At 71.5% G+C, this 24,903-nt stretch carries 21 protein-coding genes and 1 tRNA gene; 19 read left to right on the forward strand and 3 right to left on the reverse strand.

Going from position 1 to position 24,903, the window contains the following annotated elements; translation table 11 throughout:
* Window positions 1-146: 146 nt before the first annotated feature.
* Both ACWGKJ_RS14445 and ACWGKJ_RS14450 read left to right on the forward strand, forming a co-directional pair.
* Window positions 147-1,241 (forward strand): radical SAM protein, encoded by a 1,095-nt coding sequence (locus ACWGKJ_RS14445; protein ID WP_385031018.1) that lies wholly within the window; start codon window positions 147-149, stop codon window positions 1,239-1,241.
* A gap of 28 nt (window positions 1,242-1,269) precedes the next feature.
* Complete coding sequence (locus ACWGKJ_RS14450; protein WP_385031021.1) at window positions 1,270-1,815, forward strand: class IV adenylate cyclase; 546 nt, start codon at window positions 1,270-1,272, stop codon at window positions 1,813-1,815.
* Between the two features lie 177 nt (window positions 1,816-1,992).
* On the opposite strand, the gene ACWGKJ_RS14455 is transcribed toward ACWGKJ_RS14450, so the two are convergent.
* Window positions 1,993-2,066, reverse strand: a tRNA-Gly gene (locus ACWGKJ_RS14455).
* A 754-nt stretch (window positions 2,067-2,820) separates the two neighbouring features.
* Between ACWGKJ_RS14455 and dcd the strand changes: the two genes are divergently transcribed.
* From dcd to ACWGKJ_RS14480, 5 genes are all read left to right on the forward strand, one after another.
* Entirely contained in the window at window positions 2,821-3,396 is a 576-nt protein-coding gene (gene dcd / locus ACWGKJ_RS14460) for a dCTP deaminase (protein ID WP_385031024.1), read from the forward strand.
* A gap of 9 nt (window positions 3,397-3,405) precedes the next feature.
* Window positions 3,406-3,903 (forward strand): phosphoribosyltransferase, encoded by a 498-nt coding sequence (locus ACWGKJ_RS14465; protein WP_385031027.1) that lies wholly within the window; start codon window positions 3,406-3,408, stop codon window positions 3,901-3,903.
* Between the two features lie 496 nt (window positions 3,904-4,399).
* Window positions 4,400-5,053, forward strand: coding sequence for a helix-turn-helix transcriptional regulator (locus ACWGKJ_RS14470; RefSeq protein WP_385031030.1), 654 nt, complete (start codon window positions 4,400-4,402; stop codon window positions 5,051-5,053).
* 279 nt (window positions 5,054-5,332) lie between these two features.
* Window positions 5,333-6,025, forward strand: coding sequence for a DUF4255 domain-containing protein (locus tag ACWGKJ_RS14475; RefSeq protein WP_385031038.1), 693 nt, complete (start codon window positions 5,333-5,335; stop codon window positions 6,023-6,025).
* Window positions 6,022-8,427 carry an ATP-binding protein gene (locus ACWGKJ_RS14480; protein WP_385031032.1) on the forward strand — a complete coding sequence of 802 codons (2,406 nt, stop codon included), beginning with the start codon at window positions 6,022-6,024 and terminating at the stop codon, window positions 8,425-8,427. Before ACWGKJ_RS14475 ends, ACWGKJ_RS14480 begins: the two co-directional genes overlap by 4 nt.
* A 119-nt stretch (window positions 8,428-8,546) precedes the next feature.
* Here the strand turns inward: ACWGKJ_RS14480 and ACWGKJ_RS14485 are convergent, their stop codons facing one another.
* The gene (locus ACWGKJ_RS14485) at window positions 8,547-9,992 is read right to left on the reverse strand and encodes an RICIN domain-containing protein (RefSeq protein WP_453315741.1); all 1,446 of its coding nucleotides are present in this window, start codon (window positions 9,990-9,992) and stop codon (window positions 8,547-8,549) included.
* Between the two features lie 494 nt (window positions 9,993-10,486).
* Here ACWGKJ_RS14485 and ACWGKJ_RS14490 point away from each other — a divergent pair, with 494 nt between their 5' ends.
* The 4 genes from ACWGKJ_RS14490 (at window position 10,487) to ACWGKJ_RS14505 (ending at window position 13,319) form a co-directional block, all read left to right on the forward strand.
* Complete coding sequence (locus ACWGKJ_RS14490) at window positions 10,487-12,079, forward strand: phage tail sheath family protein (protein WP_385034168.1); 1,593 nt, start codon at window positions 10,487-10,489, stop codon at window positions 12,077-12,079.
* A gap of 165 nt (window positions 12,080-12,244) precedes the next feature.
* Window positions 12,245-12,688 (forward strand): phage tail protein, encoded by a 444-nt coding sequence (locus tag ACWGKJ_RS14495; protein WP_385032662.1) that lies wholly within the window; start codon window positions 12,245-12,247, stop codon window positions 12,686-12,688.
* Complete coding sequence (locus tag ACWGKJ_RS14500; RefSeq protein ID WP_385032665.1) at window positions 12,688-13,164, forward strand: hypothetical protein; 477 nt, start codon at window positions 12,688-12,690, stop codon at window positions 13,162-13,164. The genes ACWGKJ_RS14495 and ACWGKJ_RS14500 overlap by 1 nt, the downstream gene beginning before the upstream one ends.
* Entirely contained in the window at window positions 13,161-13,319 is a 159-nt protein-coding gene (locus tag ACWGKJ_RS14505) for a DUF6760 family protein (protein WP_328537638.1), read from the forward strand. The genes ACWGKJ_RS14500 and ACWGKJ_RS14505 overlap by 4 nt, the downstream gene beginning before the upstream one ends.
* Window positions 13,320-14,707: 1,388 nt before the next feature.
* Here the strand turns inward: ACWGKJ_RS14505 and ACWGKJ_RS14510 are convergent.
* Window positions 14,708-15,001 (reverse strand): hypothetical protein, encoded by a 294-nt coding sequence (locus ACWGKJ_RS14510; protein WP_385032668.1) that lies wholly within the window; start codon window positions 14,999-15,001, stop codon window positions 14,708-14,710.
* A gap of 739 nt (window positions 15,002-15,740) precedes the next feature.
* Between ACWGKJ_RS14510 and ACWGKJ_RS14515 the strand changes: the two genes are divergently transcribed.
* From ACWGKJ_RS14515 to ACWGKJ_RS14550, 8 genes are all read left to right on the forward strand, one after another.
* The gene (locus tag ACWGKJ_RS14515) at window positions 15,741-17,204 is read left to right on the forward strand and encodes a hypothetical protein (RefSeq protein WP_385032671.1); all 1,464 of its coding nucleotides are present in this window, start codon (window positions 15,741-15,743) and stop codon (window positions 17,202-17,204) included.
* Between the two features lie 162 nt (window positions 17,205-17,366).
* The gene (locus ACWGKJ_RS14520; RefSeq protein ID WP_266855031.1) at window positions 17,367-17,792 is read left to right on the forward strand and encodes a phage tail protein; all 426 of its coding nucleotides are present in this window, start codon (window positions 17,367-17,369) and stop codon (window positions 17,790-17,792) included.
* A 12-nt stretch (window positions 17,793-17,804) separates the two neighbouring features.
* On the forward strand, window positions 17,805-18,533 hold the full coding sequence (locus ACWGKJ_RS14525; protein ID WP_385032674.1) for a CIS tube protein: 729 nt from the start codon (window positions 17,805-17,807) through the stop codon (window positions 18,531-18,533).
* Window positions 18,533-20,416 carry a VgrG-related protein gene (locus tag ACWGKJ_RS14530; RefSeq protein ID WP_385032677.1) on the forward strand — a complete coding sequence of 628 codons (1,884 nt, stop codon included), beginning with the start codon at window positions 18,533-18,535 and terminating at the stop codon, window positions 20,414-20,416. The genes ACWGKJ_RS14525 and ACWGKJ_RS14530 overlap by 1 nt, the downstream gene beginning before the upstream one ends.
* Window position 20,417: 1 nt before the next feature.
* Entirely contained in the window at window positions 20,418-20,855 is a 438-nt protein-coding gene (locus tag ACWGKJ_RS14535) for a GPW/gp25 family protein (protein ID WP_385032680.1), read from the forward strand.
* Complete coding sequence (locus tag ACWGKJ_RS14540; protein ID WP_385032682.1) at window positions 20,855-22,813, forward strand: putative baseplate assembly protein; 1,959 nt, start codon at window positions 20,855-20,857, stop codon at window positions 22,811-22,813. The genes ACWGKJ_RS14535 and ACWGKJ_RS14540 overlap by 1 nt, the downstream gene beginning before the upstream one ends.
* Window positions 22,810-23,382, forward strand: a complete 573-nt coding sequence (locus ACWGKJ_RS14545) for a phage tail protein (protein WP_385032685.1) — start codon at window positions 22,810-22,812, stop codon at window positions 23,380-23,382. The genes ACWGKJ_RS14540 and ACWGKJ_RS14545 overlap by 4 nt, the downstream gene beginning before the upstream one ends.
* Entirely contained in the window at window positions 23,379-24,890 is a 1,512-nt protein-coding gene (locus ACWGKJ_RS14550; RefSeq protein ID WP_385032688.1) for an NADase-type glycan-binding domain-containing protein, read from the forward strand. The genes ACWGKJ_RS14545 and ACWGKJ_RS14550 overlap by 4 nt, the downstream gene beginning before the upstream one ends.
* The last annotated feature ends 13 nt before the right edge of the window (window positions 24,891-24,903 follow it).

A 24,903-nucleotide genomic window follows, 5' to 3' on the forward strand; every position in this document is an offset into this window, starting at 1 on the left:
CCCAGCGGCAGTACAGACGGGCAGCGCAGCCGCGTCCGTCCCTGACTCGGCTATCAGTTCCTGACCCGGCCAGCACATCAGCCAATTCGCCGGGCCCGCTCACTCTCCCAGGTTGCCGGCTTGCCATGCCGAAGGAGCAACGTCACATGTTCCAGCACCGCGCTTTACGGAACGTCAGCGATGACGTTCCCATCCATGTCTCGATGGACCGGACTCTGCGCGTCAAAGTCATCGACGCATGCGGTATGACGTGCACGTTCTGTCACAACGAGGGCACACCGGTCAGCGCCGACAATCACCCGCGCTGGCCCGAACGTTTCACCCCCACAGGCCCCTCCGGACGGACCTCCCTGTACATCGCCACCAATGGCGCCCGCTTCACCAGCGCCCCCGTCATCCCGGACGAGGCGTTCCGCGCTGCCCTCACTCGCCTCCGTGACGCACTGGACTTCGACGAGGTCCACCTCACCGGTGGGGAACCGACCCTGCACCCCAAGCTGCCGCAGATCGTCGCTCTCGCACGGCAGGCTGGCTACTCGGCCAGTGTCACCTCGAATGGCGAAAACGGTGTGAGGTCTTTGCCTGGCTGTGCGGACGCCGGGCTTCGGCATGTCAACTTCTCGATCTTCGGCACCACTCCTGACGAGCTCGCGCAGGTTCAGAGCACACGGTTCAGGGTGCGGGCACTGGCAGCGCGCAAGATCGAAGCGCTGGAGGACTCGATCCGCGTCGCTGTGTCGCTCGGTATCGGAGTACGGGCGAACGTCGTCATCCCCGATCACACCCACGTACAGCGGGTCCACCGGCTGCTGGAGAAGTACTCGCCGAGGTTATCCGTGCGGATACTGACGTCGCTGGCCGACGGCGATGAGTCCCTCGATGCTGTCGATCTTCTTCTGGCCGAGCTTGGTGCCGTCCCGCAGGAGATCCGGCTGGTCGCAGGTACGTCAGGCTTCCGCATCACCTATCGCCTTCCGTCAGGCCGGCAACTCGTGGTGAAGCACATCCGTTCCCTGCGGCTGCCCGATACGTGTGCCGGCTGCAGGTTCAACAACAGCGTTGACTGCCAGGAGGGTTACTACGGGGCGCGGCTCTATCGCGACCCGGACGGCACCTTCCACGTCGGCGTATGTATTCAGCGCATGGACCTGTGTCTGCCCGTGGAAGAGTTCGTGAGCAGTGACGCGTGCGCCGAGATCAGGAAGATGCGCGAGCAGGACCTGCACGACCTGACCGCGTAGAAGCGAAACAAACGAGAGCGAGGATGCTGTGGCCCAGCACGAATACGAAGCCAAGTTCCTGGAGATCGACGCGGACGCGGTACGCGACCGCCTGCGAGCGGCCGGGGCCGAGCTGGCCTTCGACAAGACCCTGTTCACCCGCCTGATCTTCGAGAACGACGCCGTCCAGGGCGAGCAGTGGCTGCGCCTGCGGGACGAGGGCGGCAAGACCACCCTCACGCTCAAGCAGGTCACCGACGCCACCCACATCAACGGCACCACCGAGATCGAGATCGAGGTGAATGACCTGGAACGGACCGCGGAACTTCTCGCGGCCCTGGGCCTGCGCCAGGTGCGGTACCAGCAGAACTACCGCGAGGAATGGCAGCTCGACGGTGTCAGCTACGACTTCGACACCTGGCCGGACCTGCCCACCTTCCTGGAGATCGAGAGCAGCTCCGAAGAGGCCGTACGCAAGGCGGTGGCCTCACTCGGACTCGACTACACCGAGGCCCGCTTCGGCAGCATCGATCTGATCTACAAGAGCGAGCAGGGCAGGGACATCCTCGCCGAACCCACGCTGCTCTTCGCCTGACACCCTCCTCCGGACCGCCCGCCCCGGCTCTGGGTGGGCGGCCCTCGGAGTGGTCCGCCAGGAAAAGAGAGTCACCCAGAGAGGTCCGTCGCGATGTGGGGCACGCGGAGGGCACGCCGCACTCCAGCAGGTCTAGACAACAAACAAGGCCCTGGTCTCCGACCAGGGCCTTTGTCATGGAGCGAGTGACGGGAATCGAACCCGCGCTCTGAGCTTGGGAAGCTCATGTTCTACCATTAAACTACACTCGCGCAGCGATCTTCCCGGAGGGAATCGCATCGCGTTTACTCTACCTCATGCTCGGCCCGTCCCGGTGTTCACGTCCCGGTGCTGCGGGCAGCGGGCTGTGCCATGGGCTCGGTGGTGGTGGGTGGTCGGGCGGGGCGTCCGTGCCGCAGTCGCCCGAGTGTTGTGCCGGGCTTTCTTCGGTTTCGGTTTGCTGACTGAGCCCCTCTTCCGGGCCTTCCCGGCCCCGCCCCCCTCCCCCGTCACCCCCTGTCCCCACCCGGACGACCGTCCGTACAGCCGTCCGGTTTGTCGGTTTCCGGGGGTTGGTTCCGGGTGGGGATCCGGGTGTTGGGTGCGGTAGTTGGGGCGTACCGTGGCCGAGCGGAGTGCCGGTTGTGGTGGTGTCCTGTACATCCCCTAATGTGGTGTTTTCTCTCGTCCACGCTTGATGGGGAAGGGACTTGATGAATCCGATGGAACGCACCGTCGTCCGCTGTGCCGAAGGGCACGTGTTCAGTACTGCCTCGTTCCCGCTGCAGCAGCTCGGGACCGACCGGATCGGGCCCGGGAGGCTCATCCGGTGTCCCCGCTGTGCGCGGTTGCGGAATGCCGTACCCGTGGGTCTGGAGCAGCAGTAGCAGGTCCGGCAGGGAAAGCCGGAGCGGCGGAGAGTGTGGCCGCTTCGGTGGGGCGCTGCCTGGGGTGCGCCGTCCGTGGTGCGGGGGGTGCCGGTCGGCCGATTACGGCGGGGCCGTGCGGTCCCCGTATCCTCGGGGCGTGCTTCTCTCAGACAAGGACATCCGGGCCGAGATCGACGCCGGGCGCGTGCGCATCGATCCGTACGACGAATACATGGTGCAGCCCTCCAGTATCGATGTGCGGCTCGACCGCTACTTCCGGGTGTTCGAGAACCACCGCTATCCGCACATCGACCCCGCGGTCGAGCAGGCGGATCTGACGCGCCGGGTCGAGCCGGACGGGGACGAGGCGTTCATCCTGCACCCCGGGGAGTTCGTGCTCGCCTCCACCTACGAGGTCGTCACGCTGCCCGACGATCTCGCCTCGCGGCTCGAAGGCAAGTCCAGCCTCGGGCGGCTCGGGCTTGTCACGCATTCGACCGCCGGGTTCATCGACCCCGGCTTCTCGGGGCATGTCACGCTCGAACTGTCGAACGTCGCGACCCTCCCCATGAAGCTCTGGCCCGGGATGAAGATCGGGCAGCTCTGTATGTTCCGGCTCGCCTCGCCGGCCGAGCACCCGTACGGCAGTGAGCGGTACGGGTCGCGCTACCAAGGGCAGCGCGGGCCGACCGCCTCGCGGTCCTTCCTCAATTTCCATCGGACCCAGGTGTGATATCCAGCCATGAGTGACGTACGCGAGAACCTGACTTACGACGGTTTCGGCGGCGCGGTGCGCGAGCTCGCGCAGACCATCGCCGACGACGGCTATGAGCCCGACATCGTGCTCAGCATCGCGCGCGGCGGTGTATTCGTGGCCGGTGGGCTGGCGTACGCCCTCGACTGCAAGAACATTCATCTCGTGAACGTCGAGTTCTACACCGGTGTGGGGACCACGCTGGAGATGCCGGTCATGCTGGCTCCCGTCCCCAACGCAATCGACTTCTCGGACAAGAAGGTGCTCATCACCGACGATGTCGCCGACACCGGGAAGACCCTGAAACTGGTGCACGACTTCTGTGTCGGTGCGGTCGCCGAGGTGCGCAGCGCGGTGATCTACGAGAAGTCGCACTCGCTGGTGAAATGCGAGTACGTGTGGAAGCGCACCGACGAGTGGATCAACTTCCCGTGGAGCGTCGAGCCGCCCGTCGTGCGGCGCGAGGGCCAGGTCCTGGACGCCTGAGGGCGGGCCTGAGGGTGGAAACGTGAATGCGGGGGAATGGTGAAGGATTTGCGGGCCGGCAGGTGCCCGGATCTGCTGAGAAGCCTCCTTCCGTCTCTGTTCTGTCTCTGTTCTGTACCTGTTGCCGGTGACGCTCCGGAAGGGTTATTTCACTGACAGGCGGCACTGCGTTCTCTGTTCCGCAGTGGTTTGTCCGGCTTTCTGGTCTTGTTCCCGGCGCGATGGTGTGCTGGCCGCTGTCGTAATGCGCCTCATCCGTACGGGAGTTCATGGCCCGGCCATCTCCGGGCGCCCGGGTATGTAACTGATCGGATACGGGCGTGTGAGAGGCTTTCCGGTCGGTGGTCGCCTTAATGCCGGGCTGTCCGTCTCGTGCCGGTCTCGTGCAGAATCACGAATACGGACACCATCAGTCACAGGAGTGCGGACTCCCGTGATTCCGCCGGATCACGGTGTGACGGATCATGGTGTTCTGCGAGAAGGTGAGGGGTTGACTATGCGGACGTCATTAGATTCGACGGGACCTGACGCCAGGATCCCGGTCGCCATTTACGCGTCCGACCCGCTCTCACTGGCGGGGGCTACCACTCAGCTGCGCCAGCAGCCGGCCGTCGAACTGGTCGACGAGGCGAGCGGTCGGCCGGGAACGGTGGCGGTCCTGCTGGCGGATGCGCTGGACGAACCGACCCTGTCGCAGTTGCGGCGGCTGGTACGGATCGACGGCACCCGGGCCGTTCTCGTGGCGGGCCTGATCCGTGAGGCGGAACTGCTCCAGGTGATCGAGAGCGGCGTCGCAGCCATCGTCTGGCGGCACGAGGCCACCGGGCACCGGCTCCTTCAGGCGGTCATCGCTGCCTCAAGGGGCGAGGGAGACATGCCGTCCGATCTGCTCGGGCGGCTGATATCCCAGGTCGGTGCCCTCCAGCGCAAGGCCACCAGCTCACCGGGGGCACCCGCTTCGGGGCTCTCCTCGCGTGAGCTGGAGGTGCTGCAACTGGTGGCCGAAGGCATGGATACGGCGGAGGTCGCCCGGAAGCTCTCGTACTCCGAACGCACCGTCAAGAACGTGATGCACGGTCTGACGACCCGGCTGCACCTTCGCAATCGGGCCCATGCCGTCGCTTATGCCTTCAGAGAGGGTTATATCTGACCGGTTCAGGACGGGTCCGGTTCGTGGCATTGCGCGCAGTTGCGTGTATTTCATGTGGTTGCACTGCACTTCATGGCGCTTCGTCCGGGCGGTGTCCTGCCGGTCACTCCGCCGGTCCTCCGGGGCAAGCCGTACTGCCCCCGGGGACCGGCGGAGTGGTACCCGGCCCGTCCCTCCCACGCCTGGGTACGGGAGAGGCCACGGTGCAGGATGGCGGTGCGGACCCGCGACCCGGAGCGGGTGCCGCCTGTGAGACCGGCACCAGTGAAGGGCGCGACAGTGATCCACGAGGTGGACAAGGTCCTGAAGGGGCTGCTGTCCGGCGGAGCCCTGGAGGGGACCGGGGTCGACATCGCCTTCGAGGCCCCGACCCGCGACTGGGCGGCCCGGCGCAACTCGCCGACGATCGACGCCTATCTGTACGACATCCGCGAGGACGTCAAGCGCCGTGAACGCGGCGCCATCGCGGTCAAGGACGAGCGTGGAGTGGTGCTGAAGCGGCGGCAGCCGCCGCGCTGGTTCCGCCTCTCGTACCTCATCACCGCCTGGACCAAGCAGCCTCAGGACGAACACCGGATGCTCTCCGCCGTACTGGCCACGCTGCTGCCGCGTGAGGTGCTGCCCCCCGAGGAGCTGACCGGCCCGCTGGCCGAGCTCGGGCTCACCGTGCCCATGACGATCGCCGGGCTGCAGACCGACGCGCGGTCCTTCGCCGAGATCTGGTCCGCGCTGGGCGGCGAGCTCAAGCCGTCACTGGACCTGGTCGTGACCGCGCCCTTCCCGGCGTTCCCCGAGTACGAGGTCGGGCCGCCGGTCACCGAGGGCGCCGGGGTGCGGGTACGCGGTACGGACGGCACCCTCGACGACTCGCAGCGACGAGACCACCAGCCGCGCCACTTCGCCAGGACCGGCGGGCGCCGCCGGCCCGGCGCTCCCGGCGGGGCGACGAGCACAGGAGCGCAGCCCGAGTGAGCGCAGGTTCCGAAACCGGACGTGAGGACGGACGTCAAGCCGGGGCCGATGCCGGCTCCGGGGGTGCCAACTCCGGTGGCGGGGCGGCCGACGCGCTGACCGCCCGGCTCGGGCTGCTGCGGCAGCGGGTCGCGGAGCTGGTGGAGGCGCGCAGCGCCACCGACCCGACCGCCGCCGATCCGCTGCGCGGGCTGTACCTCTCCGACGAGGCCGTTCAGCATCTCCTCGGGGCGCGGGACAGGGACGCGGACGGGGGCAGGACCGGGGCCGCTGCCGGGGGCGTTCCCGCCGCGCGCACCGGCCCCGGGAGCGAGGCGGACGGCGCCCCGGAGACCGGCGCGGGCTCCGGCCGGCACGCCGGCGCACCCGGCGGCGCGGCCTCCGGCGTGCGGACCGGCCGGGATCCCGCGGCGCCCGGCGGCGACGGTGACCGGCTGCGCCGTCTCACCCGCCGGCTCGGGCTCGGGCCGCTGGACGAGGCGATACTGCTGCTGGCCCTCGCGCCGGACCTGGACCGGACGTTCGAGCCGTTGTACGGCTACCTCAACGACGACGTCAGCCGCCGCCGGGCCACCGTCGGACCGGCCATCGAACTGTGCGGCCTGCCCGTGCACGACGCCGGTGCGCGGGCCCGGTTCCATCCCTCGGCGCCGCTGTTCGCCCTGGGGCTCGTCCAGCTCGATGAGACCGAGCGGCCCTTCCTCAGCCGGTCGCTCCGGGTGCCCGACCGGGTCACCGCGCATCTGCTCGGCGACGACACCCCGGACGCCTCGCTCGCCGGGCACGTCACGCTGCTGCCGCCGCGCCCCGTGGAGTCCGGGCAGTCCGGCGGCGCCCTGGCGGAGCTGCTGGCCGGGCGGCTGACCTCCGGGCGGCTGACCGCGTACCTCCGCGAGGACCGGGACGGCGACGCCCTCTCCTGTGTCACCGCCGCACTGGCTGCCGCCGGCCTTGAGGCCCTGCACTACGCGCCCGCCCGGCGTACGCCGGCGGAGATGCCGGCGCCGGACCAGGCGGCCCCCTACCCGGCCCCGGGCGACCAGGGGCCGCCGGAACTCCTCCCCGTGCTGCTGCGCGAGGCCCGGCTGCGCGGCTGCCCCATCGTGGTGGCGCCGGTACCGGAGAACCCGGGGCCGCTGCTCCGCGCGCTGCTGACGGAGGGCCCCGCCCAGGACATGGCGGGCGGCCCGGCGCAGCACATGACGGGCAGTCCGGCGCAGAACGCGGTGGCCGATGCGGTGCACGAGGCGGCAGGCGGTCAGGCCCGGGGAGCGGCGGACCGTGCCGCCCACGGTGTCTCGGTGCTGCTCGGCGGTGGGCGTCCGTACGACCCCGACTGGTGCGGCCGGGACCCGCTCGTGCTCGACGCGCCCCGGCAGCGCTCCGGCGATCTCGCCGCCTGGTCGGCGGCGCTCGGCCTGGCGGACGGGCCGGAGTCCCTCGGCTTCGATCTGGCGCCCGTCGTGGCCCCGTACCGGCTGGGCGGCGACCGTATCCGCCGTACCGCGCGCGCCGCGCTGGACCTCGCCGCCTTCGACGGTACGGAGCTGTCCCCGGCCCATGTACGGCTGGCCGCCCGGCAGCAGTCCGCGTCGGGGCTCGAACAGCACGCCCGCCGGATCAGGCCCGACGTGGGCTGGGACGATCTGGTGCTGCCCGAGCGGCCGTTGGGGCAGCTGCATGAGCTGGCGCTGCGGGCCCGCCACCGCGACCGGGTGCTCGGCGACTGGCGGCTGAGCGCCGGCGGTGGGCGCGGGCGGGGCGCGCTGGCGCTCTTCGCCGGTGACTCCGGGACCGGCAAGACGCTGTCGGCCGAGGTGGTCGCGGCCGAACTCGGCCTGGATCTCTATGTCGTGCAGCTCTCGTCGGTGGTCGACAAGTACATCGGTGAGACCGAGAAGAACCTGGAACGGATCTTCGCCGAGGCCGACCGTACGGACGCCGTGCTGCTCTTCGACGAGGCCGACGCCGTCTTCGGCAAGCGCTCCGAGGTCAACAGCTCGAACGACCGCTACGCGAACCTGGAGAGCGCCTATCTGCTCCAGCGGCTGGAGTCCTTCGACGGCATCGTGCTGCTCACCACCAACCTGCGGGGCAATATCGACGAGGCGTTCACCCGGCGTCTGGACCTGATCATCGACTTCCCGTTCCCCGACCCCGCCCAGCGGCTGGCGCTGTGGCAGCACAGCCTGGTGCATGTGCCGTGTGTGGACGACATCGATCCGGGGCCCTGCGCCAAGGAGTTCGAGCTGGCGGGCGGTTCGATCCGCAGCGCCGTGGTCACCGCCGCCTACGCCGCCGCGGGCCGGGGCTCACCGGTCACATCGGCGGATCTGCTGGCGGGTGCCCAGCGCGAGTACCGCAAGGCCGGGCGGCTGGTCCTGGAGGAGGGCGGCTGGTGAACAGCGGCTGATGTGACGCACGGCCGACGAAGAGCGGGCGGTGGGTGAGAACCCGCCGCCCGCTCTTCGTCACTCGCCGCTCACGGCCCCGTCCGGCACCGGCCGTGAACTGGCAGGCGTCACGCGTCCTTGGGGATCGGGATGAAGACCCACTCATGGGCGTCCGGGAGGTCGCACCGCCCGATCAGGAGCTCGTTGTCGTCGTTGTCGCCCTGCTTGCCGTTCGGACCGTTCTGCGTCGTCTTCAGGCAGAGGTCGTTGCTCGCGTAGTTCCGGATCAGGTAGTGGTCGTTGCGCTGCTTGTCGAGCCACCACAGCTGGTTGTCGGCCTTGGTGCCGTCACAGGTGAACTCGGCGAGGCCGGTCCCGGCCGGCCTGGCGCCCATCTCCCCCAGGTCCATGCAGAGGCGGTCCTTGATGTTGCGCATCTGGAAGAGGCTGTTGTGGTGCGGGCCGCCGTGCGAGTAGCGCACCTCCAGATCCCAGATCTGGTTGTCCGCGTCCGTGGGGTTGCAGTCGTTCTCGATCACCCAGCCGTTGATCTGGCCCTTGTCCCTGCCGGGGAGTTCGGCGCACAGCTTGGACCCGGTGTTCTTGATCAGGACGTGCTTGGCGTTCGCCGGATCGGGCGCCTTCTTCTTGGGCGCGCCACCGCCACCGCCACCGCCGCCGCTTCCCCCGGCGCCGCCACCGCTGCCGTCGCTGTTCTGCGGCGTGGGGGCGTCCGGTGAGGGCGGTGGGTCCGAGGGTGTCGGAAGGTCGGGGGTGGGGGTGGGTGTGGGAAGTGCGACGCCTGCCTGCTGGAGTTTCTCGGTGGCGCGGGTGGCGACCTGGGGTTTGTGGGTGAACCAGTACATGACGAAGACGATGGCGACGGCCATGAAGACCGCGAAGAGGGTGGCGAGCCAGCGGGGCAGGAAGCCGCGCTGGACGTAAGTGCCGTCGACGTCCAGGGGTTTGGTGCCCGAGCGCTGGATGGCGAGCTTGTACGGGCGGTCCTGTTTGCGGCCGAACCAGATGATCTGGCGGGGCCGGAGGGTGGCTTTCACGAAGGCGGCGCGGCCCGGCTCGATCTGGACGTTGGCCGGGTACATCTCGTACGTGAGCTGGTCGCCGTTCTCACTGCCGTTGACGGAGGCGGTGAGTTTGGTGTTGCCGAGGTTGTCGATCGCGAGCTTGGGGCGCCCGCGGAAGCGGCCCTTGACGGTGTGCGGGACGAGCTCCGCGCGGATCTCGGAGAACGGGGTGATCGTGACGTTGCCCTCGGGGACGGTGGTCGCCTCGGGGTGCTCGGTCGGGATGACCTGGATGCCGTACGGGTTGGGTCCCGCGATGGCGTCGGGGGTGCGCGGCGGGGCGAACGTGAGGGTCACGGTGCCGGTGGTGCCGGGGAAGAGACGGATGGTCGGTGGTTCGACGGTCACGTACGGGGCGAGGTCACCGACGGGTACGCACCGGTACTCGTCGACGACGTCGCCCGTGTTGCGCAGCCGAAGCCGCACGGTGGCCGTACTGCCGGGGTCCACGGTGGTGGACGCAGGCTCCAGAGAAGTCCAGATGCTCACGCGCCGGACACTAGTCAAGGGCGTGACGTCGTGTCACCAGGCTGGGGGGCAGCCCCATTGCCCCGTGCGGCCACTCCGGCTGCCCTCGGCGCCGGCCGGGAGCACTTGTACGCGCCTGTGCGGGCACCGCGTATGGCTCCTGAGGGCAGCCGCGGCGTCGCGGCGCCCGCCGGGCGGGGTGTGCCGGGGGTACCGCGCTCCGTTCCGCTGCCTCCGGGGGCGGACGCGTGCGGTCCGGAAGGGTGAGAGCGGCCCGCCGGGAGAGCACCGGGTGACAAGACGGCGCCGGGCTGTAATCATCGGGCGGTTCGCCTGCTGCCGCACCGTCACCTGACGGGCTCCGGCCGTGGACCGACGGTGGCCTCGTGGGGGCGCGGCTGCCCATCAGGGCATTCGGCATGCCCTCGGATAGGTACCGGCGGACGTTTCGCCACCGCTTCCCGCCTCGCAGTGTGGAGGGCAGGTCGTGTCTCGTACCCCGAGGAGAGCTGAGCATGCCGTCTTACCTGTCACCAGGTGTGTACGTGGAGGAGGTGGCCAGCGGCTCCCGTCCGATCGAGGGGGTGGGCACCTCGGTCGCCGCCTTTGTCGGTCTCGCGCCCGTTGGGCCGCTGAACGAGCCGACGCTGGTGACCAACTGGACGCAGTACGTCGCGTCGTTCGGTGAGTTCACCGACGGCTATTTCCTGGCGCACTCGGTCTACGGATTCTTCAACAACGGCGGCTCGGCCGCCTATGTGGTCCGCGTCGGGGGTGTCCCCGGTGGGGTCTCCGGCGAGGAGGAGGGGAAGAGCCAGGCGTCCGTCACCGGACGTTCCGCCCCGGCGGCGCTGCCGGCCGGCGAGCCGAAGCAGCTCGGCACCTTCGCGGTGTCGGCGATCGCGCCCGGCGAGAGTGGCTCCATCAGCGTCGAGGTCGCGGACTCCGAGGGGCCCGCCGACCGCTTCAAGCTGGTTGTCAAGGACGGCGAGAAGGTCGCGGAGACCTTCGACGTGTCGGCCAAGAAGGGCAACCGCAACTATGTCGTCACGCAGGTCAAGGAGCGCTCGAAGCTGATCCTCCTGCAGGAGGACGCGGCTGCCGCGCAGGTCGCGAGGCCGGAGAACCAGACGGTCGCGCTCGTCGCGCCCGCCGCCGCCCCGACGCCCGCGCCGGTGGAGCAGCAGCAGCCCGAGCAGGTGCGGATCGGCGACTACCTCGGCGACTCCGCCGACCGGACCGGCTTCGGCGGTCTGGAGGCCGTCGACGAGGTCTCGATGGTCGCGGTCCCCGACCTGATGGCCGCCTACCAGCGCGGTGCCATCGACCTGGAGTCCGTCAAGGCGGTCCAGCTCGGTCTGATCGCGCACTGCGAGCTGATGGGCGACCGGCTGGCCGTCATCGACCCGCCGCCCGGTCTCAACGCCCGCCAGATCCGTGTCTGGCGCCAGGAGACCGCGGGTTACGACTCCAAGTACGCCGCCCTGTACTACCCGTGGATCAAGGTCTTCGACCCGGCGGGCGGCCAGACCCGGCTGATCCCGCCGAGTGGCCACGTCTCCGGCATCTGGGCCCGCAACGACTTCGAGCGCGGTGTGCACAAGGCGCCGGCCAACGAGGTCGTACGCGGTGCGGTGGACCTGGAGATGCAGATCACCCGGGGTGAGCAGGACCTGCTCAACCCGCTCGGCATCAACTGCATCCGCGCCTTCCCCGGCCGTGGTATCCGGATCTGGGGTGCGCGCACCCTCTCCTCCGACCCGGCCTGGCGCTACCTGAACGTCCGCAGGTACTTCAACTACCTGGAGGAGTCGATCCTCACCGGTACCCAGTGGGTCGTCTTCGAGCCGAACGACCAGGCCCTCTGGGCCCGGATCCGCCGGAACATCTCCGCGTTCATGGTCACCGAGTGGCGCAACGGCGCCCTCTTCGGTGCGACGCCGGAGGACGCCTACTACGTGAAGTGCGACGCCGAGACCAACCCGCCGGAGTCGGTGGACCTCGGCCGTGTCATCTGCGAGATCGGTGTCTCACCGGTCAAGCCGGCCGAGTTCGTGATCTTCAGGCTGGCCCAGTTCTCCAGCGGTGGCGGAGAGCTGGAAGAGTAGTAGCGCTCCGGACCCGGCGGCCGCCACAACCGGCCGCCGGGTCCGGCCCGCGCACCACCCGGTGCCCGCCTCCCACGGCCAGCAGAGCCTGTGCGGCGGGCACCGGTACCGGCACCACCGGCACCACCGACACCACGGACAGCGCGAAGAGAAGGAAAAGCGTCCATGAGCCTCATGCCCGGCGATTCGCTCACTTCACATAATTTCGGTCTTCAGATCGACGGCGTCATGGTCGAGTACCTCCAGGAGGTCAACGGCCTGGACATGACGCAGGACGTCATCGAGTTCCAGCAGGTCTCGTCGAACGGCCAGCCCATCACCAAGAAGCTGCCCGGCGTGAAGAAGGCGGGTGAGGCCACGGTCGTCCGCGGTATGACCCAGTCCAAGTCCTTCAACGACTGGATCAACGCCTCCATCCGCGGTGACATGGGCTCGGCCCGTAAGAACGCCTCCATCATCGTGATGGACTACCAGAACAGCCCCGTGAAGCGTTACCACCTCCGCAACGCCTGGTGCAGCAAGGTCGCGGCCAGCACCGTGAAGGCGGGCGAGGCCTCGGCCCTCACAGAGACCGTCACGATCACTTACGAAGAAATGATGATGGAGTAATGCGCAGGGGAGCAGCTGCCCAGCCGGCACCGGCCGCCGACGCGGTCACACCCGAGGCCGCGGCTCCGGCCGTGGCCCCGGTCGCAGCACCGCCCGCGCGCCGGGAGTTGCGCACCGAGTTCGCCTTCGAGCTGCCGCGCGGCTACGTGGACGAGTCGGGGACCGTGCACCGCGAAGGCGTGATGCGCCTGGCCACCGCGCGGGACGAGCTGATCCCGCTGCGGGACATGCGGGTGCAGGAGAACCCCGCGTATCTGTCCGTCGTCCTGCTCGGCCGGGTCATCACCCGGCTGGGCAGTGTGACGCACATGCACGACGGCGTGGTGGAGAACATGTTCGCCTCCGACCTCGCCTTCCTGCAGGACTTCTACCGTCAGGTCAATGCCGAGGGCCACACCAGGGCCGGCGTGACCTGTCCGCACTGTGAGCAGCCGTTCGAGGTCGAACTCGGCGGGAGCCGCCTGGGGGAATCGTGACGTACGCGACCGAACGTGTCCACGAGGAGATCGCGTACATCGCCTACCACTTCCACTGGAGCCTGGAGGACATCCTGGACCTCGAACACCGCGACCGGCGCCGGTACGCTGAGCAGATCGCCACACTCGTGACGCGCGCGTCGGCAGAGCGGTAAGGGGGCGGGGCCACCGTCATGGGATTCCTCGACCGGTTCAGGGGCCGTACGGATACGGGCCCCGTCACGTCTGCCCGCACCACTCCGGCACCCGCCGCCCCGGCGGCTCCGGCCCCGGCGGCTTCCGCGCCGGACGCGGTGGGGGCCTCCGGGCGCGGCTGGCACGGGCTGCCCGCGATCCAGCGGGCGACCCAGCACACGGCGGGGCACGCAGTGGCCACCGCCGACTTCGCTTCCCGGCTCGCCACTTTCCAGAACCCGTCCTTCTCGGGGTCGCTCTCGCACGCCGTGCTCGACGGCGCCCCGGGCGGGCTGCTCCGTGATGCCCTGACACCCGCAGCCGCTCCCTCCGGGGGCGACTTCGGGATGCCCGCGCTCTCGCTGCCGGTCGCGGTGGTCGACGACGGCGCGGACCTCGTGGGCGAGGCGCCCGGACCGTACGAGGGCTCCGGCCCGCTGCCGGAATCCCCGGTCCAGCGTGCGGTCGCCGCCGCTCGCCCGGCCGGCCCCCGGGTGGCGCCCGTACGGCAGCCGGCCCCCCGGCGGGCCCCGCTGACCAGTGCGGCTCCGCCGGCCGCCGTGCAGCGCCGGGTGCTGCCCGCCTCGGCCCGCCCGCAGGCGGGTGAGCCTCCCGCCAGGGAGGCGGAATCTCCGGCTCCGGCCGCACCCCTGCCCTCTTCTTCTTCTCCCGGGCCTGCCCCCGCGCCCCGGGCTTCCGGGCCTTCGGCTGCTGCCCCGGGTCCTGCCGGGGGCGCGGGTCCTGCCGCGCCCGCCGTCCAGCGGGCCAGTGCCGCGTCCCGCCCGTCCGCACCGGTGCGGAAGCCGGCGGGCGAGTCGGCCGCGCCTTCGCAGCGTCCCGTACAGCTCTCGAAGTCGCCCTCCCGCAGCGGCGGTTCGGTCGGCTCTACCGGTTCGTCAGGTGCGTCTGGTTCGTCAGGTCCAGTCGCCTCCGGCGCCGCGTCCGGTTCCACTGCTTCGCCCGCTTCACCTGTTTCGCCTGCTTCGTCCGGTGCGGCCGCTTCGGCCGGTTCTTCGCCGGGCGCGCCGTCGTCGGCGTCCGTACCGGCGCGTGCCCCGGGTGCGGCCGGACCGGCGGTATCGCCACTGTCCACGCCTTCTGCGCCGCCCGCAGGGCCTGTGGGGCCCGTTGCCCCTGCTGCCGGGGGCACGGTGCAGCGCAGTGTGTCCGCACCCGGTGGGTCCGGGGACAGCGGTACGGGTACGGGACCGGAGGGCGCCGCCGCCGGACCCGCTGCGTCGGAGGGGCGGCCGGCTGGCCGTACGCCGGCGACTCCTCCCGGGGCGGACAGCCCCGCGGCGGGGAGTTCCGCGGCCGGGGGGCCCGCGACCGGGCGCCCCGCCACAAGTTCCGTCCCCGAAACGGCCGTTCAGCGCTCGATCACTTCTGAGCGTGCGGTGCAGCCGCGTTCGGGCCCCGCCTCCGTCCAGCGTGCGGCGGCTCCGGGTGCCGGCCGGTCGGCCGGGCTCGGTGCGCCGGTACGGGGCGATGCGGCGGCCGACCAGGGCGCGGCCGGAGCGGCGCATCCGGTGCGTTCCAGCAGGCTCGGTCCGCCCGCGGCGGCCGAGGGCCCGCAGCACACCCCGTCGCCCGACGGCGGCCGGGCCGACCAGGCGCAGGGGAGCGGCACTTCGCCGTCGCAGGCGACGGGGCCCGGCTCCACGACGTCCTCAGGTCCGTCGTCCGGTCCGTCCGGCGAGGCTTCTCAGCCCCAGACCCAGCCCCGGTCCTCCTCGGCCGCGTCATCCGCATCGGCGGCCCCGGCCGCGACACCCGCCCCCGTACAGAGGCGTGCGACGGGAAGCGGCAGCAGCAACAGCGGTAGCGGCAGCGGTTCCAGCAGTAGTTCCGGCAGTGGTGCGGCCAGCGGGTCCGCCGGTGGTTCCAGCGGTGGGTCCGCCTCCGCGGCTCCCGCTCCGCGCCGCAGGCCGCTTCTCGGTGCGCCGGTGGCCGGGCCGCCGACCGGAGCGCGGCCGGTCGGGAATGAGGCGAAGGGGCCAACTCCGTTGCAGCGTCAGCAGAAGAGCACGCCGGGCAGTGCGGCTGCCCCGCAGCCCGTACAGCGGGCTGCCATGCCGTCCGCCGTTCCGGCGCCCGTTCGGCAGGACGGCGGCGCCACCGGCGCCACCGGCGCTGCTGGACCCGCCCGGTCTGCCGGATCCGCAGGCAGCGGTGGCGCGGGCTCCCCGGACGTCACCGGCCCCGGCAGCACGGGCCCTGACACCACCGGCCCTGACATCACCGGCCCCGGCATCACCAGCCCCTCGGCATCCGTACCATCTCCGCTGCCCCCGGCCCCCGTTGCCCCGATCGGCATGCCCGCCCCCGGTACGGCGTCCACGGCTGCCCCCGGCAGCGGCGCCGGTCCCGTGGCGTCCGCTCCCGGCAGTGGTAACGGCCCGGTGACCGCGCCTCCGGCCGTGCAGCGTGCGTCCAGTGGTCCGGCACCCGCCGCCACCGCCCCGTCCGCGACCAGGCCGCCCGCCGCCGCGCCGTCCGCACGCCGTACCCCGGCCGTGTCCCCGCCCGTCGTACGTCCGCTGGCCCCGGCGCGCGCCGTGCGTCCGCCGGCCGAGCCGTCGGGCTCCGTACAGCGGAAGAGCGCCCCCGCCGCCGCCGCGCCGCTGCGCCCCGTCGCCCCCGCTCCGGGCGCCCCGTCGCTTCCGGTACCGGAGGGCGGCCCGGCGGCCACCGGCCCGGCGGCCGTTCAGCGTTCCGCGGCACCCGGCGCGCCCGCCGTGTCCGCACCGCACCCGGCGCCCGAGCCGAACCGGGCCCCCGCGCCCGGCAGTTCGGCGGCGCCGCGTCCCGTGGTCCGGCCCTTCGGCTCCGCCGAGCCGGTGGTCCAGCGCGCTGCGGCGCCGTCCACGGGAGCGGCTGCGCCCGCGCCCCTGCGGAGCGGTGCCGGGGCTTCCGGACCGGCCGGTGTGTCCGGTGCCTCCGGTACGACCCCCTCCGGTACGACCCCCTCCGGTACGACCCCGGTGGCGCGCCCCGTTCAGCGTGCGGCCGGACTCCCGGGCCCGGCTCCCCTGCCGGGTGGCCCGTCCGCCCAGCAGCCCGCCGGATTCCCGGCCCCGCAGCCCCTTCAGCGTGCGTCGGCCCCGGGGACCGCGGGCCCCGCACTCCCGAGCCCGGCGGCGCCTGCTGTCGGCGCGGATTCCGCCCCCCAGGACGCTGCTCCGGTGCGGCGCGGGGCCGAAGGGCTGCGGTTCAGCGGGGTCGCTGAGGCGTTCCCGCCGCTGCCCGTGCAGCGTGCCGCCGCATCGCCGGGGACGTCCTCAGCACCGGCCGCGCCCGCTCCCGTGACCATGGCCTCGGCGCTGGCTCCGCTCACGGCCGGGACCACGCTGTCCGCGCCCGGCGCCCCGGCCGCCCCCGACACGGCAGGGCGCCAGGCCGCCCCGGTCGTCGGTCTCGCCCGCGCGGTATCGCCCACGCCCGCGGCGCTGCCGGTGCAGCGGGCGCCCGGCACCCCGCCCGAAGGGTCGCGGCCTCCCCTCCTGGTCAAACCGGCCGCGCCTGCCCCGCCCCAGCTCTCGGCCGTCAACGTCACGGCCCAGGGCACACCGGTCGGCGCCAGCAACGGCAACAACAGCAGCGGCGGGGACGGGCCCCCGCCCCCGTACACCGAGAGGCCCGAGAGCCCCCCGCCGTACAGTGCGGTCGCGCCGAACCTCAACAACGGTCCGCGCTGCGACGGTTCCACCGAGGAGGCCGGGAGCAGATTCGACGCCCGGGACCTCTCCGACGGCCAGGTGGACGAGCTGACCCACCGGCTGGTCGGGCCGCTCACCCGGCTGCTGAGGACGGAGCTGCGGATGGACCGCGAACGGATCGGCAGACTCCGGGACCCCCGGCGCTGACACCGGCCGGCAGGCGCGGCCCCCCGGCAGCACGGGGAGCAGCGCACCGAGAACCGCGAACGGCACACGAGAACAACGGCACACGAGAACCGATAACCGCACCACCCGCACCACTCCACTCGCACCACCCGCAACGACCCGCAGGAAGGAAAGCAGCGCCCGATGCCTCAGGACCAGGATCCCGGCTCCACCATCTTCTTCAGCCTGTCCATCGACGGAGAGAGCCTGGGCACGTTCAACGGCTGCGAAGGGCTCTCCTCCCAGGTGGAGATCGAGCAGCGGCAGGAGGGCGGCAACAACGGCTTCGTCTGGCAGCTGCCGTCCCGGGTCACGTTCTCCAACATCACGCTGACCCGACCGCTCACGCCGGACACCTCGAAGGTCGCGGCCTGGATCTCCTCCATCACCACCGGGGTCACCCGGCCCACCGCGCAGATCTCCGCGCTGCGCGCCGACGGTTCGCTGGTCGCCCGCTGGGGCCTGATCGACGTGCTGCCGGTGAGCTGGCGGGGTCCTTCGCTGAACCCGTCGAACCCCTCGGTGGCCGTCGAGACCCTGGAGATCACCCACCACGGATTCACGGACTAGGGGGCTGCGCAGATGGCGAGCACCGGAGGCAAGGGCGGCGCGGGCAAGAGCCTGGTGCGGGCGACGCTGGCGATCCACCAGCCGCCCGTCGGCTACAGCACCACGCCCGGCGGGCTGATCCGCACGTTCAATTTCGACTTCAACCCGTCGCAGCTGGCGCTGAGCCGCCGCGCCCAGTGGAAGACGACCCCCACGGCGGCGGTACGCGACGGCGCCGTACCGGAGTTCATGGGGCCCGAACCCCGTGAGATGACCGTCGAGGTTTTCCTGGACAGCTCCGACGAACCGGACAGCAACGACGTGCGCAAGAACGTCGAAGCGCTCTTCTCCTGCTGCGAGGTGACATCGGCCAGCATCGCGGCGAAGCAGCCGTCGACCCCGTGGGTGGTCTTCCAGTGGGGTGCGTTCTCGACCGCGCGCTTCACCGCGTACGTCAGCTCGGTCGACGCCTCGTACAGCCTCTTCAGCACCACGGGTGTCCCGATCCGGGCCACCTGCCAGGTGCATCTGCACGAGATCCCGAGCAAGACCGCCGGGCAGAACCCCACATCGGGGGCGCTCACCGCACGCCGGGTGCACCGGGTCGTCGCGGGCGACTCGCTGCAGTTCCTCGCCTTCCGCGAGTACGGCGACGCCACCGTCTGGCGGAGCATCGCCGAGGCCAACGGCATCGACGACCCGGGGCAGTTGACCCCCGGCACCGAACTCATGCTTCCCGCCGCCGAAGAGGTCGGCCACTGATGACCAAGATCGGCTACTCGAATGTCCTCCATGTCACCATCGGCGGGGCACCGCTGAACAAGGAGCTGGCCTCGCTGCTCGTCGCGGGCTGGGTCGACTTCGGCGCGGGTGTGCCCGGTTCGTTCCAGCTGACCTTCCGCGATCCCAAGAAGAAGGTGCTTTCGGACTCCGGCGCCGACATCGGCAAGAAGATCGTCATCGCGCCGGTCGCCGACGGCCAGGGGGCCCAGTCCCCGCTGCTCACCGGCGAGATCACCGGCCTGGAGACCGACTACGACGGCACCGGCACCATGACGGTCATCCGCGGTTACGACGGCGGCCACCGGATGCTCCGGCAGCGGCGGGTGGTCGGATACCGGAACATGACCGCGTCCGACATCGCCCGCAAGCTCGCGGGCCAGGACAAGCTGAAGATCGGCAAGATCGACGCCACCAAGAGCATCTACGAGTACATCACCCAGGCCAACGTCACCGACTGGGACTTCCTGTGCCGGCTCGCCGACGAGAACGAGCGGGTGCTGTCCGTCGACTCCGAGGGCGAGTTCCAGTTCGCCAAGGCCGACAAGGCGTCCGGCGCCCCGCCGGTCAGCACGCCCAGCGAGAAGAGCGTGTACGTCCTGGAGGCCGGCGTCGACATCCTGCGCTGCCGGGCCGCGGTCACCTCCGCCGACCAGGTGTCGTCCGTCGAGGCGCGCGGCTGGGACGTGACCGCCAAGCGCGACCTCGTCGGCAAGTCGCCCGCCGCGTCCAACCCGCAGATAGCGATCGGCACCACCCCCGCGAAGGCCAGCAGCAAGTTCGGACCCGCGACGATCGTCGAGACGGACACCCCGTACGACAAGCAGAGCGAGGTGAAGAACGCGGCATCGGCCCTCGCCGACGACGTCACCGCGGCCTTCGCCGAGGTGGAGGTCACGGTCCGCGGCAACCCGAAGCTGCGGCCCGGTGTCCCGGTCGCGCTCGCCGACGTGGGCGAGCCGTTCGAGGGCAAGTACACGGTGACCGCCGCCCGCCACACGTTCGGCGACGGACGGCACTACGAGACGTTCCTGACGGTCAGCGGCCGCCAGTGGCGTTCGCTGTACGGGCTCACATCGGGCGGGGCCAGCCCGTCGGCCCGGATGCCCAGCGTCGCCAACGCGCTGGTCACCGACATCAAGGACCCGCTGAAGCAGGGCCGGGTGAAGCTGCGCTTCCCCTGGCTCGACGACATGTACATCAGCGACTGGACCCGTACCGTGCAGTTCGGCGGGTTCAAGGGCGGCGGCATCATCGCGCCCGACGCCGGGGACGAGGTGCTGGTGGGCTTCGACCGCGGCGCCCTGGACCACCCGTTCGTGATCGGCGGCCTCTACAACGGCAAGGACAAACCGGGCAGGAACGACGTCCAGCCGTACGACCGCACCAGCGGCCGGGCCGTCCGGCACACGCTGGCCGACCGCAACCGCAACCGGGTCGACCTGCTCGACGAGCGGGTGGGCGGCAAGCGCGGTGTGCGGATCAGCAGCGGCGACGACCGGCTGACCATCAACCTGGACCGCACCAAGACCGAGATCACCGTCGACAGCAAGGGCTCCGTCACCATCAAGGGGACCCGCTCGGTCTCCGTCGAGGCGGGGAAGGACCTGTCGCTCAAGGCGGGCGGGAAGATCTCGATCATGAGCGGTGGGATACTCGACCTGACAGGGTCGATCATCAACGCCAAGGCCGCCGGTGCGCTCAACATGGAAGCGGGCGGCGAACTGGGCATGAACGTCGGCGGCCTGATGGCCATCGACGCCGCCGGCAGCATCCAGATGAACGCGCTCGCGGAAATCGGCATCAAGGCCATCAGGGTGGATTTGCTGGGCCTCGTCTTCGCCAACGACATCCCGGTGGTCTGACATGGCAGAGCAATTCGTCGGCACCGGCTGGGCGTTCCCGCTCCGTATCGGACCCACCGGCGGCATCGCGATGGTCAGCGGGGAGCGGGAGGTCGAGGAGGCGATCCGGCTCGTCCTGGCCACCGCGCCGGGTGAGCGGCCGATGCGCCCCGACTTCGGCTGCGCCATCCACGACATGGTCTTCGCCCCGGTCAACGAGGCGACAGCCGGCCGGATCCAGCACGAGGTGTTCGTGAGCCTCGACCGCTGGGAGCCGCGTATCGAGGTGGAGGACGTGGAGGTGAGCGCCGGGGACCAGCAGGGGGTGCTGTTCATCGACGTCCGGTACTCGATCCGCGGCACCAACAACCCGCGCAGCCTGGTCTTCCCCTTCTACACGATTCCCTCCCACGACGAGCCGTCCTCGGATGCGGGACCGGCCACCGAAAGCGAACGCTGATGGCACTGCCCTCTCCCCACCTCGACGACCGCCGCTTCCAGCAGTTCGTCGACGACGCCAAGCGCTACATCCAGCAGCGCGCCCCGGAGTGGACGGACCACAACGTGTCCGACCCCGGCGTCACGCTCGTCGAGACGGTCGCCCACATGGCCGACCAGATCGTGTACCGGCTCAACCGCGTCCCCGAGAAGAACCACCTGGCCTTCCTGGACCTCATCGGGATCACCCTCTTCCCGCCGTCGGCCGCCCGTACCGATGTCACTTTCTGGCTGTCGGCGCCGCTGGACGAGGCGGTCCGGCTGCCCGAGGGCACCGAGGTCGCCACCGCCCGCACCGAGAGCGAGGAGGCGGTGGTCTTCGCGACCGAGCGCGAACTCACCGTGTTCTCCTGCGAGCTGGCGTACCTCGTGGTCCAGCGCCAGGGCGAGGCGGCCGCCGACCGTACGTCCGAGCTGGCCGAGGCCAAGGACCTGCTCTGCTTCTCCGAGTCGCCGCAGCCCGGCGACTGCCTGATGTTCGGGCTCACCGCGGCCGTGCCGCACTGTGCGGTGGCGCTGACCCTCGACAGCCGTGTCGACGGTGTCGGTGTCGACCCGCGGCAGCCCCCGCTGATCTGGGAGGCGTGGACCGAGGACGGCTGGACGGCCTGCGAGGTCGACCGGGACGGCACCGGCGGTCTCAACCGCCCCGGCGAGGTCGTCCTGCACGTCCCCGGCGGCCACACCCGGTCCCGCTCCGGGCGCCGTGAGGCGGGCTGGCTGCGCTGCCGGGTCACCGAACCCGCCGCCGGGCAGCCCTTCTACACGACGTCGCCCACCGTGCGGTCGGCCGAGGCGTTCACCATCGGGGGCACCACCGGAGCCGTGCACGCGGAGACCGTGCGGGACGAGGCGCTGGGGGAGTCCACCGGGCTGCCCGGCCAGCAGCTGCGGCTCGCCGCGGCCCCGGTCGTCGGTGACGTACCGCCGCTGAACCTCCAGATCGCCGAGCGCGACGGCTGGGTCGACTGGCATGTCGTCCCGCACTTCGCCGCATCCGGCCCCGACGACCGGCACCTGACCCTGGACGCGGCCACCGGCGAGATCGCCTTCGGCCCCTCCGTACGGGAGCAGGACGGCACCCTGCGGCAGTACGGCGCGGTGCCGCCGAAGGGCGCCGTCATACGCGCCCGCAGCTACCGGACCGGCGGCGGCCGGGCGGGCAACGTCGCCCGGGGCGCCGTGCAGGTGCTGCGCAACTCCGTCCCGTACGTCTCCGAGGTCATCAACCGCGAGGCGGCCAGAGGCGGGGTGGACGGGGAGACCGTCGCGGAGGCCAAGGCCCGCGCCCCGATCACGCTGCGCGCCCAGGACCGTGCGGTGACCCTGCGCGACTACGAGGAGCTGGCCCGGCGCGCCGCCCCGGAGACCGCCCGTATCACCTGTCTCGAAGGCAAGTCGGACGAGCACGGCGCCCATGCCGTACGGGTCCTGGTCGTGCCGCAGGCGGTGCCGGACGCGGGCGGCTGGCTGCGCTTCGAGCAGCTCGTGCCCGGCGACGCGCTGCTGGAGCGGATCACCCGCTACCTCGACGAGCGGCGGCTGCTCGGCACCCGGCTGGCCGTGGGGCCGCCCTACTACCAGGGCGTCACGGTCGTCGCGACCCTGCACGCGTTCCGCGGCGCGGACGTCGACAAGGTGCGGCGGCAGGCGCACGAGGCGCTCTACCGGCATCTCGACCCGCTGACCGGCGGGGCGCACGGCACGGGGTGGCCGTTCGGGCGCCCGGTGCAGTCCGGCGAGGTCTTCGCGGTCCTCCAGCGGGTGCCGGGTGTGGAGCTGGTGGACGAGGTGCTGCTGCACCCGGCCGACCCGCTGACCGGCAAGCGCGGTGACCCGACCGAGCGGATCGACCTCGAAGCACCCGCCCTGGTCTTCTCGTTCGACCACCGGGTCCGGGTCATCGGGGACGGGTCATGAGGGGCTCCGTCGACGGGCTGGGCTCATCGGCGCCGCTGGGCCTGATGCTCCCCGCGGTCTTCGCCGACGACGAGCTGGCACAGCACTTCGTCGCCGGTCTCGACGAGGTGCTCGCCCCGATCCACAACGTCCTCGACTGCCTCGACTCGTACTTCATGCCGTCGCTCGCGCCCGCCGACTTCACCCGCTGGCTCGCGGAGTGGGTCGGCGCCGAGACGGACGGCGCCGAGCGCACCGGCGGGCCCGAGGGTGAGGCCGCGCTGCGGGCCGCCGTGGCCGCCGCCGCCCATCTGCACCGCATCCGTGGCACCCGGCGGGGTCTGGCCGAGGTGGTCCGGCTGACGTTCGGCGTCGAGCCGGAGATCACCGAGAGCGGTGCGGCCGACTGGGACGCCCGCCCGCTCGGCCCCGTCCCCGGCGACCGCCGTCCGCGGCTGCACGTGTCGCTGGCGCTGCCGCATCCGGCCCCCGGCGACCAGCACCGTCTGGAGAGCCTCGTCGAGGCCGCCCGCCCCGCCCACATGCCCTTCACGGTCCAGGTGACCGCGGCCGAAAGGACCGGCAAATGACTCCTCAGCCCTCAGGTGCCGACCCGGGACAGACGCGGGAGCGGACCCGTGCCTGCGTCGAGTGCGGTACGCCTTCGACGCCCGGCCACTCCTTCTGCGAGGGTTGCGGCGCGGTCCTCAGCTGGTCACCCGCCAAATCGTCCGCCGATGCCCCGGAACCGGCCCCGGAACCGGCCGCCCCGGACGAGGACGACGAGCCGAGCACCGTGCCGGTCCCGGCGGTACGGGACGGCGGCCGCGGGTCACAGGACACACCGGGCGCACCCGGCGCGGCGGCCCCCGGCGGCAACGGCCCGGCGGCCCCGGCCGCGGACCGCCCGGCCCAGGACCGTCCCGCCCAGGACCGCCCGGCCCAGGCCAGTCCGGCTCCGGGGGGCGCGGCCCCGGGCTCCGCTCCCGCCGCGTACCACGCCCCCTACGACGCCCCGTACAACTCGGCCCCGTACAGCGCCGCTTCGCAGACCGCGGACCCGTACAACGCCGCCCCGGCAGGCGCCGGTCCGGCCCACGGCGGCCAGGCCCCCGCGGCGCCGGGCACCCCTCCCGGCACGCCCGGGTCCGACTGGGACCCGCACGCCGAGCGGGAGGAGGCGGCCCGTGCCGCGGCGGCGGCTGCCGCGAACGACCGGGCCCGCGCCCTGCTCGTCCCCGTGGCCGACCCGGAAGGGCGCACACCGGACGCCCCGTCCGTCGCTCCCGTGCTGCCGGGCCGCCCGGACGCCGCCCGCCCGCTCGTCCAGGCCCCGGCCGCCGAGCCGGACGGGGCGGGCGGCTACGCCTGCCCGTGGTGCGCCACCGGCAACAGGCCCGACCGTCACTACTGCCGCCGTTGTGGCATGAGCATGGCATCGAGCCCGGAGGGTCCGGCCAGGCTCCCGTGGTGGCGCAGGCTGCGCGCCGGGAACCGCGAGGTGCCGTGGGCCGGTGACCGGCCCCGGCTGCGCGGCGGCTTCGGCCGGGTGCTGAGCTGGGTGGCGGGTCTGGCGGCCCTCGGGCTCGTCATCTGGGGCGCGCTCAACACCGGTGCGGCGGTCCACGCGATCGGCGACCACTTCGCCAAGCGCCACCCCCTCACGCCCGACCACTACAAGGCGTCCCGCTCCTTCGCCGGTCACGGCGAAAAATATGCCTTCGACGAGCTGAACAACACCTACTGGGAGCCCGGCGTCTCGCAGGACGGCCGCGGGGAATGGCTGGAGGCCAGCTTCCAGGACCCGGTCCGGATGCTCAACATCATCATCACGCCCGGTATCTCCGTCCAGGCCGCCGACCTCTCGAAGGCCGCCAGGCCGCACCGGATCGACGCCGAGATCACCCAGGCCAACGGCAAGGTCATCGAGCGCCACCTCAACCTCGACCAGGGCAGCGGGCCGCAGACCATCGACTTCCGGGTCGGGACGGTCTCATCGGTCCGCTTCATCCTGCGCAGCGCCTACGGGATCTCGAACAAGAAGCAGGTCTCGATCGCCGAGATCGAGTTCTTCGGACGCACCGGAGGCACTTCCTGAAGCACCCTGGACG

It is taken from the genome of Streptomyces sp. NPDC054757 (genome assembly GCF_053612185.1).